This is a genomic window from Pseudomonas corrugata (genome assembly GCF_050920615.1).
In the GTDB taxonomy this organism is placed as follows: domain Bacteria; phylum Pseudomonadota; class Gammaproteobacteria; order Pseudomonadales; family Pseudomonadaceae; genus Aquipseudomonas; species Aquipseudomonas corrugata.
On the sequence record NZ_CP130434.1, the window covers coordinates 2,764,702 to 2,781,778 of the forward strand.

A 17,077-nucleotide genomic window follows, 5' to 3' on the forward strand; every position below is an offset into this window, starting at 1 on the left:
GGATCATTCCCGCGTTCCAGAATCCACCCATGGCACGCCGTTCGACGGCGGCTCCGACGACCGGCAGGAGGCGCTGCCAACCCGTCTTGTCTGGAGGACGCGATGAGTGATTTTCTCAGTCCCGATCAACTGGAAAGTATCGATGCCTATTGGCGTGCTTCCAATTACCTGGCGGTGGGACAGATTTACCTCAAGGACAACCCGTTGCTGCGCATGCCGTTGCAGGTTGGCCACGTCAAACCGCGTCTGCTCGGCCACTGGGGCACGACGCCTGGATTGAACCTGATTTATGTGCATCTCAACCATCTGATCAAGACCCACGACTTGGATATGATCCTTGTCACGGGGCCTGGTCATGGCGGTCCGGCCATTCTCGCCCAAAGCTACCTGGAAGGGAGCCTCACCCAGTATTACCCCGCGATCGAGCAGAACGAGAACGGAATGCTGCGCCTGTTTCGGCAGTTTTCCTGGCCGTACGGGTTGTCCAGCCATGTTTCTGCGCAGATCCCCGGCTCCATCCATGAGGGTGGCGAGTTGGGCTATTCCCTGGCCCATGCCTATGGGGCGGCGTTCGATAATCCAGGGTTGATCGTGACGTGTGTCATTGGCGACGGGGAGGCCGAAACCGGTACGCTGGCGGCGAGCTGGCATTCCAACAAGTTTCTCAACCCCGCGCGCGACGGCGCCGTCCTGCCGATTCTTCATCTCAACGGTTTCAAGATCGCTAACCCCACGGTGCTTTCGCGCATCAGCGAGGACGAACTGTCGGCCCTGATGTATGGCTACGGCTACGACCCCTTTTTTGTAGAAGGTGACGACCCGCTCGTCATTCATCAGCAGTTGGCCAAGACCTTGGACGAGATGCTGTTCAAGATTCGTGACATCCAGCGCAAGGCCCGTACGGACTCATCGGGACGCACTGTGGAGCGCCAGCTCTGGCCACTGCTGATCTTGCGCACGCCCAAGGGCTGGACCGGCCCCAAATTCGTCGATGGTCAGCAGGTTGAAGGTAGCTGGCGCGCCCACCAGGTCCCGCTGAGCCACCTCGAACAGCCTCGGCATTTGACACAGCTGCAACAGTGGCTCGAGAGCTATCGACCCCAGGAGTTGTTTGACACCAACGGCGCGTTGCGGCCTGACATCGCCGCGTTAGCGCCGACAGGCCATCGGCGTCTGGGCGCCAATCCCCATGCCAATGGCGGCTCGCTCCTCAAACCCCTGGAAATGCCCAGGTTCAACGAATATGCCGTACAGCTTTCCGCCCCCGGCGCCGTCGAGGCCGAGGGCACCCGTGTACTGGGCGGGTACCTGCGCGATGTGATGAAGCACAACCTCAAGGCTGCCAATTTCCGTCTGTTCGGCCCCGACGAAACTGCCTCCAATCGGCTCGATGCGGTATATGAGGTCACTGGCAAGACCTGGCTGGCCGCGCTGGAAGCAGGAGATACCAACCTGGACAGTGCGGGACGTGTAATGGAAATCCTCAGTGAACAGGTGTGTGAGGGTTGGCTGGAGGGGTATTTGCTGACCGGACGCCATGGGCTGTTTTCCTGCTATGAAGCCTTCATCCATATCGTTGATTCGATGTTCAACCAGCACGCCAAGTGGCTCAAGACCGCCGCTCAGGTACCGTGGCGCACGCCGATCGCATCGCTCAATTACCTGCTCACCTCCCATGTCTGGCGCCAGGATCACAATGGCTTTTCCCATCAGGATCCAGGGTTCATTGATCTGGTGGCGAACAAAAGTGCCAACGTGGTGCGCATTTACTTGCCCCCCGATGCAAATTGCCTGCTGTCTGTGACCGATCATTGCCTCAAGAGTCGCAACCACATCAACGTGATCGTGGCCGGCAAACAGCCGCAGTGGCAATGGTTGGACATCGACTCTGCGATTCGCCACTGCATGGCAGGCATTGGCCGTTGGGCTTTTGCCTGCAAGGACGATGAAGATCCGGATGTGGTAATGGCCTGTGCCGGTGATGTACCGACCCTGGAAACCCTGGCCGCCATCACGTTGCTGCGCCAGTACCTGCCGGACCTGCGAGTACGGGTCATCAATGTGGTGGACCTGCTGGTGTTGCAACCGCCGCAACAACATGACCATGGACTGTCGGATGCAGAGTTCGACGAGCTGTTCACCGTGGACAAGCCGGTGATCTTCGCCTTCCATGGCTACCCGTCGCTGATCCATCGGCTGGTCTATAAGCGTCATAACCACGACAACTTCCATGTCCACGGTTTCATGGAGCAAGGCGCAACCACCACGCCATTCGATATGGTGGTGATCAACCAGCTCGATCGTTATCGATTGGCCCTTGACGTTATCCAGCGAGTGCCACGGCTGAGTTCGCTGGTCGACAGCGCCCGTGATCGATATTGGGAAACCCTGGAAAGGCATCAGCTCTACGTCATCGAGCATGGGCAGGATCTGCCCGAGGTACTGGAGTGGCGCTGGACGCCCACGTCGCCATGACGCCCGCTACTTACCATGGCATCAAGCGCTGCATCGTGGCGTTAGAGCCCGCCCCCGGAGAACCATCATGAGCCAGTATCAACGCCTGCTGCTGATCCTCAACCCGGCGCAAAGACATTCGCCGGTCCTTCATCACGCCGCGGCTCTGGCGGCAGCCAGCGAAGCGCATCTGCATGTCACTGCATTGATTCCTTCGCTGGATATCTTGTCGCTGCTTGAACAGGAACCTCGTGAAGAGGCGCGGCAGAACTATCTTCAGGACCAGCGCAATTGGCTGGAGGAAGAGGCCGACAAAATGCGGCACCGGGGCTTGCGTGTCACCACCGAAATAGCCTGGGCCGAGACCATGGGCGAACAGATCCTGCAGCACGTCTCGCAGTTCCAGCCTGACTTGCTGATCAAGCAGGTCCAGCATGAGTCCCTGCTCAAGCGCGCATTTTTCACCCCACTGGATTGGCAACTGCTGCGCAAATGCCCCGTTCCGTTGTATATGGTGGGCGCGGCCGGTCACGCCCTGCCGCGCAAAATAGTCGCGGCTGTGGACCCTTCCAGCGCCTATGCACAGAACAGCGGGCTTAACGACCGGATTATCCGCCAGGCGCTTGGCCTGGCGCTGCAATGTGACGCCGAGTTGCATCTGGCTCATGCCTACGAGGTGTCGTCGGTCTATCTGGGAGATGTGGGGGGCGGCGGCGTGTTGCTGTCGCAGCTCAGCAAGGAATTGCGCAGAAGCCTGGAGAAATCCTTTCTGGAGCTGGCCAACCTGTTCGGTGTGCCTGCCGAGCGCAGGCAGTTTCTGCTGGGCCATCCAGTCTCGGCGCTCAGTGAGTTTGCTCTGGAGCATGACGTGGATGTGATCGTCATGGGCCGCTCCCAGCACAATGATCCGTTTGGGCTGCTGGGCAGCACGACAGAGCACATCCTGTATCAGGTGCAGTGCAGTGTCCTGGCGGTCTGACAAAAGTGAGCCATGGCGACTGAGTGATTGACGAAGGTCAAGGGCCGCCTGGGTGAACAATGCGACCCATAGCGTTCCCACCGTTTGTCCAGGAGCACCATCATGCGCATGACTTTTCTCGGGGCCGCAGGCACCGTGACCGGTAGTAAGTACCTGCTGGAACACGACGAACAGCGCATTCTGATCGACTGCGGTCTGTTTCAAGGCTACAAGCAGTTACGCCTGCGTAACTGGGATCCCTTCGAACTGCCGATGCAGGATCTGGATGCGATCGTATTGACCCATGCCCATCTGGACCACAGTGGGTACTTGCCGGTCATGGTGCGCAACGGATATCGCGGCCCCATCTACGCCACCCCCGCGACCTGTGAGCTGGTGAAAATCCTGTTGCGCGACAGTGCCCGCCTGCAAGAAGAAGAGGCCGAATACGCCAATCGCAAGGGGTTCTCCAAACACGCGCCGGCCTTTCCACTGTACACCCGTGAACACGCCGAACGGGCGCTCAAACTATTGCGTCCGGTCGCGTTCGAACATTCGCTGGAGATCGCTCGGGGCATCTCGATCCTGCTGCGCCGCGCCGGCCATATCCTGGGTGCCGCTACTGTTCAGGTTCAGGCCGGTGGCGTGACGCTGGTATGTTCAGGTGACCTGGGTCGGCCCGAAGATCCGGTGATGTTCGCTCCAAAAGCTATCGAACAGGCGGATGTCCTGCTGGTGGAGTCCACCTACGGCGACCGTCGGCACCCGCATGAGTTGCCGGAAGATCAGCTGGCCGAAGTCATTACCCGCACGGCACTGCGCCACGGCATCACCTTGGTGCCCTCATTCACGGTCGGTCGCGCTCAATTGCTGATGTATCACCTGTATCGCCTGAAACAACGCCGGGCAATTCCCGATATCCCGATCTACCTCAACAGTCCCATGGCCATCGACGTGACCCGGCTGTATCAGCGCTTCGGCGATGAACATCGTTTATCTCGGGAGGAATGCGAGGGCATGTGCCACATCGCCCACCCGGTGCGTTCGGTCAAGGACTCCATCGCTCTGGATCTGCAGCGCACTCCGGCGGTGATCATCGCCGCCAGCGGTATGGCCACCGGGGGACGGGTGTTGCATCACCTCAAGAGCCTGGCACCCAACCCTATCAATACCCTGCTGATGCCCGGTTTCCAGGCTGGCGGTACACGAGGCGCCAGGATTGTGGCGGGCGAGCCTTCGGTGCGCATCCACGGCAAGGATGTACCGATCAATGCTGAAGTCGTGCCCATGCAAACGCTGTCGGCCCATGCCGATGCCGACGAAATCATGCAATGGCTGCGGGGCTTCAAGACACCACCACGGCAAACCTACGTGGTGCACGGGGAGCCCAATGCGTCCGATGTCTTGCGCTACCGGATTAGTGACGAGCTGGGTTGGTCGGTGTCGGTGCCGGCGTACCACGATAGCGTGGAACTCTAAACGGCCTCCTTCGCGAGCGCGCAGTGACGCTCACCTGGTCGGTCAATCGGTCCAGGCATGAAAAAGCCCCTCGTCGTTGGCCGGCGAGGGGCAGGGTGCAGAGCAATCAGTCAGTCTTGATCGGTACGACCTTTTCCGCTTTGAGTGCTTCTGGTTTTTTCGGCAGTGTCAGCGTCAGCACGCCCTTGCTGAACTGGGCTTCGATCTTGTCGCTATCGATGCCTTTTGGCAGGTTGAACATGCGTTCGAAGGAGCCGTAATGGCGTTCGGACAAGTGATAACCCTTTTTCTTTTCTTCCTTGGCTTCCTTCTTTTCTCCCTTGATGATCAGGTTGCCGTTGGCCAGACGGATCTCGATGTCTTTCTGATCCATGCCAGGCAGTTCGGCGGTAATCTCAAAGCTTTTTTCCTTCTCGCTGATGTCCACCGCCGGCAGACTTGCGGAGAATTCACGGCGCCAGAAGGGCTCTACATCGAACAACCCGCGGCTGAAGGTCGAGAGCGCTGTGCCCCGGTTGAAATCTTCGAACAGGTGATCCACCTGCTGGCGAAGTCTTTCCAGCGGGTGCCAGATATCTGTCTTGGCGGAATGCTGGACTTTCTGGTCGGTGTGGACCGGCATTTTTTTCACTGAATTGGACATTGGATATTCCTCGTTGGAAATGTCCGGAGGGAGCCTGGCTCCATCGCCAGGCACCGTTACCGAACGGGTCAATGCACGCCTGCGAACCTACAGAGACAGCTGGCCGGACCAGAGCATCCACCCGGCAAAGATCGCCGCCACCCAGATCACCAGCAGCAGGCCCCAGCCAAAGCCATTAAGCGCACGGTCGGTTCTGGCCCGCTGAGCACTCAGGTAGATCAGCGAACCGGGGGCGTAGAGAAGGGCACTGAGCAACATGTACCGGGGACCGGCGGCGTAGAGCAGCCAGACGCAATAGCCCGTCGCGACGAGGGCGATGGCCATGTCGCGCAGTTGCAGCCCACGGTGACCAGCGTAGGTCTGGCCCTGCCAAGTCATTTTCAGTGCATACAGGCCACTGAACAGGTAAGGCAGCAGGATCATCGAGGTGGCGAGTGAAATCAGGGCCAGGTAGCTGGCGCTCGAGTACAGCGTCAGCAACAGGAACAACTGAATGCAGCCGTTGGTGATCCACAGCGCGTTGGCAGGTGCGCCATGTTGATTTTCCGAGGCCAGCAGGCGAGGCATGACCTTTTCCTTGGCCGGGGTGAACACCGATTCGGCCGCCAGCAGCGTCCAGGCCAGCAACGCACCGCCTACCGACACAATCAGACCGATACTGATCAGCACAGCGCCCCAGGGCCCGGCAACCGCTTCCAGCACCCCGGCCATGGAAGGGTTCTTCAGGGCGGCCAGTTCGGGTTGCCTGAGAATACCCAGCGACAACAGGGAAACTGCGATCAACAACAGCAATGTCAGGATGAAGCCAATCACGGTGGCTCGGCCGACATCAGCCCGTTTGGCTGCCCGGGCAGAAAATACGTTGGCGCCTTCGATGCCAATGAACACCCAGACCGTCACCAGCATGGTGCTCTTGACCTGATCCAGCGTACTGCCCAATGCCGGCGCACCCCAGAAATCCATCAGGAAGGTGTCCTTGGAGAAGCCGGCAATGACCAGACCGATGAACAACAGCAGCGGCACCACTTTGGCGATTGTGGTCATGGCGTTGGCTTTGGCGGCGGTGCGCATGCCGCGCAGGATCATCCAATGCAGCGCCCATAACACGACGGACGCGCCGGCAATCGCGGCTTTGTTGTTGCCTTCACCGAACAGTGGGAAAAAGTAGCTGAGCGCAGCGAACAATATCACCAGGTAACTGACGTTACCGATCCAGGCGCTGATCCAGTAGCCCCATGCTGAGTTGAACCCCAGGAACTCCCCGCCCAGCGCGCGGGCGTAGGCGAACACACCGTTGTCCAGTTCCGGTTGGCGATTGGAGAGCATCTGGTAAACCAGGGCCAGCGAGAGCATGCCCGCACCGGTGATGAGCCAGCCGATCAGGATCGCGCCGGCACCGGCGCTGGCGGCCATGTTCTGAGGCAGGCTGAAGATGCCGCTGCCGATCATCGAGCCGACAACCAGGGCGATCAACAGGCTCAGCGACAGGCGTCGGGGTTCGACCTTGCGCAAACTGCCCGCCAAAGGATGGGGTTTGACAGTCGGGGTCAGCGGTTCTGTACCTTGCAGTTGCGTAGCCATGATCAAGGCCTCCATGAGACGGGAGGTTCGGTAACCTTCTTCGATACAAAGGTTCGAACGTTGTGTCTTAATGTCGGCTTGAAGGCTCAGGGGGGTATTGATGTAGATCAGATGTGATGCAAGGTAGGCATTACAGCTCGGTATGACGGTGGCAACCGGCGACCTTCTGCTTGAGACCTGGCAGGTCCAGGATCGTGACATTGCGTCCACGCATGTCTACCAGTTCCTCATGGCGCAGGTGGGCAATGCCCCGGCAAATCGTTTCCAGGCGCAGGCCCAGGTAGGAGCCGATCGCCTCGCGGCTCATGCGCAGGACAAACTCCCGCGAGGAATAGCCACGCATACTGAGCCGTTGCGACAGGTTCAACAGGAAAGCCGCCAGGCGCTCGTCGGCGTTCATGTTGCCGAGCATCAGCAGCATACTGTGGTCGCGCACGATTTCCTGGCTCAGGAGCTTGTTCAGATTGTGTTGTAACGACGGTAAATCGTGGGCCAGTTTCTCCAGGAGGTTGAAAGGCAGCGGGCAGACTTCGCTGTCTTCCAGGGCAATGGCATTACAGGCGTAGTGATCGCTGCTGATCGCGTCCAAGCCGAGCATTTCGCCTTGCATCTGGAAACCGGTGACTTGCTCGCGACCGTCTACCGAAAGAACGCTGGTCTTGAAGAAGCCCACTCTCACCGCGTACAACGAGCGCAGTTGGTCGCCGGTACGGTACAGCGCTGCACCTTTCTTGACCTTGACCCGCTGGGCAATCAGGGTGTCGAGGCGCTCGACCTCACCGCCTGTCAGGCCGATCGGCAGGCACAGTTCCAGCACGCTGCAGTTTGAGCAAGCGGTCCGTAGGGCATGTACCTTCAAAAGACGTGGTTCAAGCTCGACCATGGGAAAAATTCCTTTAGTTGGAGCAAGCATAGAAGACCGACCCACTACCGTGCCTGTTTTTTGTCGTCTAAACCCTACCGGCTGTCGATTGGCGCGGAATGGTGGACACAAGCAATGGGTTGCAAATCTTCAAGCCAGTCACAACGTCGGGAAGCACGCGGTTGTCCAGGGCTTGGATCAGACCAGCAATAAATGATCGTTTACCTCTCTGACCCCAGGCACAGACCAGGCTGCCCGCTCCGCTGACTGGCGTTGGCTCCATAAATGGACCTCGCCGTCGAGACTAACCACATCGCCGTCGACTTTGACATGAATCTGCTTGGCATCGAGTTCGGCACTACGCTTGAGGGCATCCTCGATACGACGCTGGATATCGCCTGCGTCCTCCCGTGGACGCAGGGTGAGTCTGTTTTTTACACCCACCACGCCGGATAATTTGAACACTGCCCGTTCAGCAGCCTCCCTCTGGTACTGCCAATCCACTTCGCCTTCCAGAGCGACCCAGCCATTGTGCACGAGCACCTTGATGGCCCCTTCGGGGACGTCAGAGTTCCAGTTGAGAATGTTCAGCGCACGATGGGCAATGACGTTATCTGTGGTACCGGTACTTTTGTCCGGTCGGACCTGTATGTCCTCAGCCACGGCGCGTACCCCTTTGATGCCCTTGACGACTCGTTCAGCGCTGATTTTCTGGGCGAAGCTGCTGACGTGTCCGGAAAGCGTAACGACGCCGTCGTCCACGGCCACGCCTATATTTGCAGCGTTGATATCAGGCTGGAACTCGAGTGCTTCGAGAAGGGTATTTCGCAGGCTCAAGTCGCTCATTTCAGGATCCTCCATGCAGCGGCGGAAAACGCGGAGCGGTTAAATGCCCGGCCTGTTTTTTTACGCCTGAGCGACGCAATGACATTGAGCTAAATCAATAAGACTCAAGCGAGCACACGAAGCGGTGATCGACGCAATGTTTCTGCGAACCGCTGGCACCCGTTCCAGAAAGTTTCTGGTCGCCACCGTGCACTTCAAGGAGCGTGATGGGTTTTCTTGCGTCACCTCAAGCGATCTGCGAGATTGCACGGCGAAATCGCAGTAATGCCGCTAGGAAAAACAGCGCGCCGATCGAAGCAATCGCCAGAAACTGTGGCCAGACAATTGCCAGTCCTGCACCCCGATACAAAATGCCTTGGGCGAAGCTGACGAAGTGTGTGGTGGGGGCGGCCAGCATCAGGTTCTGCACAAGCTCCGGCATGCTCTCGCGTGGAGTTGCCCCACCGGAGAGCAGTTGTAACGGCAGCAGGATCAAAATGCTCAGCAGCCCTAATTGAGGCATGGAACGCGCCACGGTGCCCAGGTAGATACCGATAGAGGTGGTTGCAAACAAATGCAGCGCGGTGCCTAGCAGGAACAACCCGATCGAGCCGGTGATGGGCACGGCCAGCCAGCCCCGGACGACCACCCATATGGCAAAAGCGGTGGCCAGTAGCACCACCAGGCCCATGGACCAGACCTTGGCCAACATGATTTCAAACGCGCGTAGAGGCATCACCAGTAAATGTTCAAGGGTACCGTGCTCACGTTCTCGAATCAGTGCTGCGCCAGTCAGGATGATCGAGACCATGGTGATGTAATCAATCAGTTGCATCACTGAGGTGAACCAGGCCTGGGTCAGGTTGGGATTGAACTGCATGCGCATGGCCAAACCCACAGGGGGACGTGGCGCATTGCGCAAGCCTCGGACGAAATCGCCGACTTCAGTGGCAACGATGGTCTGGATATAACCTGCGCCTGTGAACGCTTGGCCGATCTGGGTGGCGTCGACGTTGAGCTGCAGGCTTGGGCGCCGTCCAGCGAGGACGTCACGCTGAAAGTCAGGTGCAATATCGAGGGCGAACGTATAACGACCGCTGTCCATGCCGGCATCGACCTGCTGGCTGCTGATTTTCGCTGGAGGCAGGAAGTAGGGAAGTTGAAACGCCGTGTTCAAGCGTTCGGACAGTTGCGAGTGGTCTTCATCGACGATGGCCAGCGGCGCGTGGTGCAACGCCTCGGGTATGCCCGAGGCCGCGGTGTAGATGCCGAACGAAAATGCCCAGACGATCAGAATCAGCATCGTCCGGTCGTGGTACAGGCTGCGGAACTCCTTGATGCCCAGGCGCAGAATGTTCAAGAGACTGTGCACGGCTAGCGCTCCTGTTTTCGCAGGCAGAGCACACTCAGGCCAATCAGGATCGGCACCGTCACCAGCAGTTGCAGAAAATAGGGCGCCAGCGCCTGTAACTCCAGTGCTTTGGAGAACACCCCTCGACTGATGGTGAGAAACTGCGCGGTGGGATAGACCTTACCGACCAAGGCGCCGAAACCCTCCAATGAAGAAACCGGGTTGATCAACCCGGAAAACTGAATGGCCGGCAGCAGGGTAGCAATGGCGGTGCCGAATACGGCCGCGATCTGGCTGTTCATGAAAGTCGACATCCACAAGCCCAACCCCGTGGAGGTACCGATGTACAACAACGCTCCCAGGCTTAACACCCAAAGACTGCCTTTGAGCGGCACGGCGAACACCCAGACGGCCAAGGCACACATCAGCAGAAAGTTGAGCATGCCCATGGCGACGTAGGGCAGCTGTTTACCCAGCAGAAACTCCAGTCGCGTCACCGGTGTGACGTACAAGTTGATGATCGAGCCCATCTCTTTTTCCCGTACCACCCCCAATGCAGTGAGCATGGCCGGGATCATCATCAACAACAGCGGAATGATTGCGGGCACCATGGCTTGCAGGCTTTCCACATCCGGATTGTAGCGGTAACGCACTTCCACATTGGCCAGCGCCGCGCCGTTATACCCGAGCTCAGTCAAGTAGCCGCTGTGCAATCCATTGACATAACCTTCTATCGTGCGTGCTCGCATGGGCATCGCACCGTCCACCCACGCGGCTACTGTAGGCTGGCTGCCGCGTTTGAGGTCACGTCCGAAATTGGGGGGGATTTCCAGAGCCAGGGTGATCGAACCGCTTTGCAAGCGGGTCTCCAGGTCAGCGTAATCAAGCAGCTCGGGCTTTTCGATAAAGTAGCGCGACCCGGAAAAGCTGCGGACATAGGCCTGACTGGTTGTGGTCTGGTCTCGGTCCAGGACGGCAAATGACAGGTCTTCGACGTCCAGGCTGATGCCGTAACCCATGATGAACATCAGCAGTACGGTGCCCAGTGCCGCCAGTGTCAGACGGATTGGGTCACGGCGGATTTCCATTGTTTCGCGTTGTGCGTAACTGAGCATTCGCAGGCCGCTGAACCCGTTGCGGCGCAGCCTGGGCGGCGCATCAGGCTGCGCCTGGATTCTGGGCGATGCCTTGCTCGGGGCTTCGGACTGCGCTGGGGCCGCCGCGCTGCCGGCTGCCTCCTCCAGATAGGACACGAAGGTTTGCTCCAAACTGCCCAACCCCCGCTCAATGATCAGTTGCTCGGGCGCACCGCTGACCAGTACCCGTCCGGCATGCATGAACGAGATTCGATCGCAGCGCTGCGCCTCGTTCATGAAATGGGTGGAGATGAATATAGTCACGCCGTCATTGCGTGACAGGTCGAGCAAGTGTTGCCAGAAAGCGTCACGGGCGATGGGGTCTACGCCAGAGGTGGGCTCGTCGAGGATCAGCACGTCGGGTTTATGGATCAATGCCACCGCCAGCGACAGGCGTTGGCGGATACCCAACGGCAACCGGTCGGGAAGGGCGTCAAGGTTCTGTTTCAGGCCGAAACGTTCGGCGGCCTCGTGGACGCGGCTGTCAATTTCGTCCCTGGGTACATGGAACAACTGCGCATGCAGCACCAGGTTCTGCCGAACCGTCAGCTCGTTATAGAGGGAGAAGCCTTGAGACATGTACCCCACGCGCTGTCGGGTATTGAGGTCGTTCGGGTCGACTTGCTTGCCGAACAGCCAAGCCTGCCCGGAGGTTGCCGGTAACAAACCGGTGAGCATTTTCATGGTAGTGGACTTGCCGCAGCCATTGGAGCCCAGGAAACCAAAGATTTCCCCGCGCTCGATGCGGAAACTGGCGCTGTCCACCGCTGTGAAATCGCCAAAGCGGCAGGTCAACTCCCGGGCCTCGATGGCGATCACCGGCTGTTCAGCCAGTTCGATGCGCGGCGTGATCACCAGCGATGTGTGGCCACGTCGGCGATCGGGTGGCAGCAGGGCGATGAAGGCTGCTTCCAGGTTCTCACAGTCGGTTCGCTGGAGGATCTGCGCAGGTGAACCACTGGCCAATACCTTGCCGGCATCCATCATCAACAAATGATCGAAGTGCTCAGCCTCTTCCATGTAGGCCGTGGCCACCAACACGCTCATATGGGGCCTGCGTGTTCGCAGGTCGGCGATCAATGCCCAGAACTGGTTGCGCGCCAGGGGATCGACGCCGGTCGTGGGCTCATCAAGAATCAGCAGGTCGGGATCATGAATCAGCGCACAACACAGCCCCAGTTTCTGTTTCATGCCTCCTGACAATTTACCTGCGGGGCGGTCCGCAAAAGGTGTCAGCCCGGTACTCGCCAACAAGGCATCGATGCGTTGTCGGCGTTCATTCCGGCTTTGCCCGAACAGGCGGGCAAAAAAATCCAGATTCTCCAGCACGGACAGGGTCGGGTAGAGATTCTTGCCCAAACCCTGTGGCATATAGGCAATACGAGGACACAGGGCATCACGATAACGTGCGTTGGCTATATCGCCGTCCAGCACAGTCAGACGTCCCTGCTGTACGGTCCGGGCCCCAGCGATCAATCCCAACAGGCTGGACTTGCCCACACCGTCCGGGCCAATCAGGCCGACAGTGGCGGTGGCAGGAATATCGAGCGTGACGCTGTCCAGGGCGATGGTCTTGCCGTACCACAGCCCCACGTCCTGCAGGCGTGCTACCCAAGCGAGCTCGCCGGTCATTCCGGCACCTTGATTTTCAGTGCGTCTGGCCACTGGGCTTGAGGGTTCAGCCGAACATGGGCCACGCCCGGCACGCCGGTTTTCACTTGGCTGAGGTGTTTGCGCAGCAGCTCAGGATCTATCCGTGCCTTGATCCGGAACATCAGTTTTTCCCGCTCACTGGCGGTTTCCACCGTTTTCGGCGTGAACTGCGCAACACTGTCCACATAGCTGGCGGTGGCAGGAATCACGTATTGCGGCACGGCATCAATGATCACGTGCACCTCGCTGCCGATGGCTACCCGACCGGCCTGCTGAGTCGGCAAAAAGAACGTCAGGTACACGTCACTCAGATCCACGAGGTTCAGGACCTTGCCGCCAGCGGGGATCACTTCGCCTTCTTCGGCGATGCGGTATTGCACGCGTCCATCGCGCGGTGCCTTGAGCTCGGTATCGGCCAGGTCCGCCTGCAGGCGTTGCTCTGTCGCTGCTGCCGCCTCGATGCTGGCTTGGGCCTCCTCTACTTGGGACTTGGCGGCTTCGATTCCGGCTTGGGCCGTCAATACTTGTGAGTTGGCTGCCGCCAGCGCGGCCTGGCCGCTGTCGAGCAGCGCGCGGTCGTCATCCAGTTGCTGTCGGGCGAGGGCGTTGCGGCTTACGAGGATTTCCGTGCGGGCAAAGCGCTTCTGTGTGGCGATCAATTCAGCTTGGCGCTGGGCAACCACCGCCCGGGCGGTAACCTTTTCGCTTTCCCGTTGCGCGACGAGCGCGGCTGCGGTGAGTTTGGCGGTACGGGCCCGTTGTAACTGGGCCTGGGCCTGGAGCAGTTCGGCTCGCAGCGCCTGGGTATCCATGCGCGCCAGCACCTGACCGGCGAAGACCTGCTCGCCCTCGGCCACCAGAATGGTACTGATGCGCCCGGCCAGTTTGCTCGCCACATCCACTTCAGTGGCTTCAATCCGCCCGTTACCGGTGGCGAAATCGGGGTTCACAGGGATGGGTTTGAACAGATACCAGGCACCCAGAACGCCCAGCAAAACCAAGCTCCCCAGAGCCCCTCGTTTAAGCCACTTGCCGGTTACATCGTTCATCCCTGCCTCTCAGGTCTCAGCGAAGGTTGGCGCTGGCAGATGATAGGGCTGGATTAAGAGGCGCTTTGTTGATCTGCGTTAAGGATCTGTTTTTTAAGGGCAGCAATTAAAGCAGACTGAACGAGTATCAAGGCTTTTCGTACAGAGCCTGGACAGGTCCGCCCCCGGCAGGCTTCCTGTCTTGTATCGACCCCCCCCAGGATGGGGCAGTATCGTTGAGTTGGATTGAGAAACGACGTGTACTACTTGCCAGAGGTAGGCTGGGCCCGACTCCACGGAGGGCAGAGTCGGGCCTTTTGCAAAGTTCGATTAACGAACCATGCAAGGACGCTTATTGTTGAATTCCCAACCAGGCACCAGATAGCGCATAGCTACAGCGTCATCGCGTGCACCCAAGCCCAGTGATTTGTAGATCTCATGGGCTTTCGCCAGCTCGTCCCAGTCCAGCTCGACACCCAAGCCAGGCTTCTTCGGCACTTGCACCAATCCGCCTTTGATCTGCAACGGCTCCTTGGTCAGGCGCTGACCGTCTTGCCAGATCCAATGGGTGTCGATGGCTGTAATGCTGCCGGGCGCGGCGGCGGCAACATGAGTGAACATCGCCAGCGATATGTCGAAGTGGTTGTTGGAGTGAGAGCCCCAGGTCAGGCCCCAGTCATTGCACAACTGCGCGACTCGAACCGATCCCTGCATCGTCCAGAAATGAGGGTCTGCAAGCGGGATGTCGATGGACTGCGACTGGATTGCATGACCCATCTGCCGCCAGTCGGTGGCGATCATGTTGGTTGCAGTGCGCAGCCCCGTCGCGCGTCGGAATTCAGCCATGACTTCCCGACCGGAGTAGCCGTTTTCCGCACCACAGGGATCTTCTGCGTAGGCCAGCACATTGTGCTGGTCCCGGCATAATGCCACGGCTTCTTTCAGCGACCATGCGCCATTGGGGTCAAGGGTGATGCGTGCGTCAGGGAAGCGTTCCGACAATGCCGTGACAGCGGCAATTTCCTCTTCGCCGCGAAGCACGCCTCCTTTGAGCTTGAAGTCTTTGAAGCCGTAGCGATCATAGGCAGCTTCTGCGAGTGCAACCACCGACTCAGGTGATAGTGCCTCCTCGTTACGCAGGCGGAACCATTCGCTATCGGAAGCCTGTTCCGAACGATATGCCAGGTCAGTTTTCTTGCGGTCGCCGACATAAAACAGATAGCCCAGCATCTCGACAGCATCGCGTTGTTGTCCTTCGCCGAGCAGGGCGGCGACAGGAACTTCCAGATGTTGACCCAGCAGGTCCAGCAATGCCGACTCGACCGCTGTTACTGCGTGAATGGCAATGCGCAGGTCAAAAGTCTGCAGCCCGCGTCCGCCAACGTCGCGGTCAGCGAACGCACTTCTCACTTTGTTCAGCAGGCTTTGGTAATTGCCGATGGACTGGCCAATGAGCAGGTCGCGAGCGTCATCCAGGGTCTTGCGGATACCTTCGCCGCCCGGCACTTCACCGACACCAATGTGACCAGCGCTGTCCTTGATGATCAGGACATTGCGAGTGAAAAAAGGGCTGTGAGCACCACTCAAATTGAGCAGCATACTGTCGTGGCCCGCAACGGGAACGACCTTCAGCTCCGTGATGACAGGTGCGCCATGGGCGGGTTGATGTTGGATCGAAGTTTCCATCAAGTCATACCTTTCTTGTAGTTGGATGCAGGACAGTTGCTTGTACTGACGAGGTTTCCTCGGCGTGGCTTGGCTCCGCTGAAGTCCCTTTAAGTTCAATACGTTTGATTTCGCCGACGATGAACAGATAGCTGATTGCCGCGAGGAGCGCGTTCGCTCCAACGAATACCAGAGCCATCTTGAAAGAGCCGGTTGCGGCGATGATGTAGCCGATCACGATGGGTGTTGAAATTGATGACAAATTGCCGAACGTGTTGAACAGACCGCCCGAAAGGCCGGCTATTTGTTTGGGTGAAGTGTCCGAGACGACCGCCCAACCGAGTGCGCCAATGCCTTTGCCGAAGAATGCCAGCGCCATGAAACACACCACCATCCAGTCAGCATCGACGTAGTTGCAGATAATCATGCTCATCGACAACAGCATGCCGCCCACTATGGGGGTCTTGCGCGCCACGCTGAGTGAATTGCCACGGCGCAGCAGCATGTCTGACAGGACGCCACCCAGCACGCCACCCAGGAATCCGCAGATCGCGGGGAGCGAGGCGATGATGCCGGCTTTGAGAATCGTCATGCCTCGTTCTTGCACGAGATAGACCGGAAACCAAGTCAGAAAGAAGTAGGTCAGGGCATTGATGCAGAACTGCCCCAAGTAAATACCAACCATCATGCGATTGGTCAGTAGCTGGCGGAGGTAATCCCATTTAGGTCCGCTGTCTTTTTTCTTGCCTGGGTCATCAAGATCAATCAGACCGCCATTGTCAGCGATGTAGTGAACCTCTGCGGCGTTGATAAGAGGATGATCCTTCGGGCTGTAGATGACCTTCAGCCAAAGAATCGAAAAGGCGATGCCCAGTCCGCCCATCACGATGAATACGTGCTGCCAACCGAAGGTATAAACGATCCATCCCATCAATGGTGCGAAGAGCGCCGTAGCGAAATATTGCGCCGAGTTGAAGATCGCAGAGGCGGTGCCGCGTTCTTTTGTCGGAAACCACGAGGCGACGATCCGTGCGTTACCCGGGAACGAAGGTGCTTCGGCCAGGCCCACCATAAAGCGCAGCAGAAACAGCAGCACGATGGCGGAAGAGATACCGAATTCGCCGATATAACCTTGCAACAGGGTGAAGAGCGACCAGGTGAAAATACTTCCGGCATAGACTTTTTTGGAACCGAAGCGGTCCAGGAGCCAGCCACCGGGAATCTGGCCCAGTACATAAGCCCAGCCAAATGCAGAGAAGATGTAGCCGAGTGTCACTGCATCGAGTCCCAAATCTTTCTGAATGCTGGAACCCGCGATGGAGATGGTGGCGCGGTCGGCATAGTTGATCGTCGTCACCAGGAATAGCATGAGTAAGATCAAATAGCGGACGCGGGTTTTCTTGCGGTCTTGCATGGTTGACGCTCCCACTAGTTGTTTTTGT

The 17,077-nt window shown here is 58.5% G+C and carries 12 protein-coding genes; 3 read left to right on the top strand and 9 right to left on the bottom strand.

Features of this window, described 5'->3' with window-relative positions:
- Nucleotides 1-102 precede the first annotated feature (102 nt).
- The 3 genes from QZH45_RS12735 to QZH45_RS12745 all read left to right on the top strand — a co-directional run bounded on the left by QZH45_RS12735 (nt 103) and on the right by QZH45_RS12745 (nt 4,891).
- Nucleotides 103-2,475 carry a phosphoketolase family protein gene (locus QZH45_RS12735; RefSeq protein ID WP_055135257.1) on the top strand — a complete coding sequence of 791 codons (2,373 nt, stop codon included), beginning with the start codon at nt 103-105 and terminating at the stop codon, nt 2,473-2,475.
- 67 nt (nt 2,476-2,542) lie between these two features.
- Nucleotides 2,543-3,433, top strand: coding sequence for a universal stress protein (locus QZH45_RS12740; RefSeq protein WP_024778781.1), 891 nt, complete (start codon nt 2,543-2,545; stop codon nt 3,431-3,433).
- Between the two features lie 102 nt (nt 3,434-3,535).
- Nucleotides 3,536-4,891 (top strand): MBL fold metallo-hydrolase RNA specificity domain-containing protein, encoded by a 1,356-nt coding sequence (locus tag QZH45_RS12745; RefSeq protein ID WP_024778780.1) that lies wholly within the window; start codon nt 3,536-3,538, stop codon nt 4,889-4,891.
- A gap of 106 nt (nt 4,892-4,997) precedes the next feature.
- Here the strand turns inward: QZH45_RS12745 and QZH45_RS12750 are convergent, their stop codons facing one another.
- The 9 genes from QZH45_RS12750 to QZH45_RS12790 all read right to left on the bottom strand — a co-directional run bounded on the left by QZH45_RS12750 (nt 4,998) and on the right by QZH45_RS12790 (nt 17,049).
- Nucleotides 4,998-5,534, bottom strand: coding sequence for an Hsp20/alpha crystallin family protein (locus QZH45_RS12750; protein WP_024778779.1), 537 nt, complete (start codon nt 5,532-5,534; stop codon nt 4,998-5,000).
- Nucleotides 5,535-5,621: 87 nt separating this feature from the next.
- Nucleotides 5,622-7,115 carry an arginine-ornithine antiporter gene (gene arcD, locus QZH45_RS12755; protein ID WP_024778778.1) on the bottom strand — a complete coding sequence of 498 codons (1,494 nt, stop codon included), beginning with the start codon at nt 7,113-7,115 and terminating at the stop codon, nt 5,622-5,624.
- A gap of 130 nt (nt 7,116-7,245) precedes the next feature.
- A complete protein-coding gene (fnr, locus tag QZH45_RS12760; RefSeq protein WP_024778777.1) occupies nt 7,246-7,998 on the bottom strand; it encodes a fumarate/nitrate reduction transcriptional regulator Fnr in 753 nt (250 codons plus the stop codon).
- Nucleotides 7,999-8,175: 177 nt separating this feature from the next.
- A complete protein-coding gene (locus QZH45_RS12765) occupies nt 8,176-8,823 on the bottom strand; it encodes a BON domain-containing protein (RefSeq protein WP_024778776.1) in 648 nt (215 codons plus the stop codon).
- A 226-nt stretch (nt 8,824-9,049) separates the two neighbouring features.
- The gene (locus tag QZH45_RS12770; RefSeq protein ID WP_055135256.1) at nt 9,050-10,174 is read right to left on the bottom strand and encodes an ABC transporter permease; all 1,125 of its coding nucleotides are present in this window, start codon (nt 10,172-10,174) and stop codon (nt 9,050-9,052) included.
- A gap of 2 nt (nt 10,175-10,176) precedes the next feature.
- Nucleotides 10,177-12,921: a ribosome-associated ATPase/putative transporter RbbA gene (gene rbbA, locus QZH45_RS12775; RefSeq protein ID WP_055135255.1), complete on the bottom strand. Its 2,745-nt coding sequence runs from the start codon at nt 12,919-12,921 to the stop codon at nt 10,177-10,179.
- Entirely contained in the window at nt 12,918-13,991 is a 1,074-nt protein-coding gene (locus QZH45_RS12780) for an HlyD family secretion protein (RefSeq protein ID WP_024778773.1), read from the bottom strand. Before QZH45_RS12780 ends, rbbA begins: the two co-directional genes overlap by 4 nt.
- Nucleotides 13,992-14,300: 309 nt before the next feature.
- Entirely contained in the window at nt 14,301-15,656 is a 1,356-nt protein-coding gene (gene gudD / locus QZH45_RS12785) for a glucarate dehydratase (RefSeq protein ID WP_053193776.1), read from the bottom strand.
- 4 nt (nt 15,657-15,660) lie between these two features.
- Nucleotides 15,661-17,049, bottom strand: coding sequence for an MFS transporter (locus QZH45_RS12790; protein ID WP_053193773.1), 1,389 nt, complete (start codon nt 17,047-17,049; stop codon nt 15,661-15,663).
- Nucleotides 17,050-17,077: the final 28 nt, after the last annotated feature.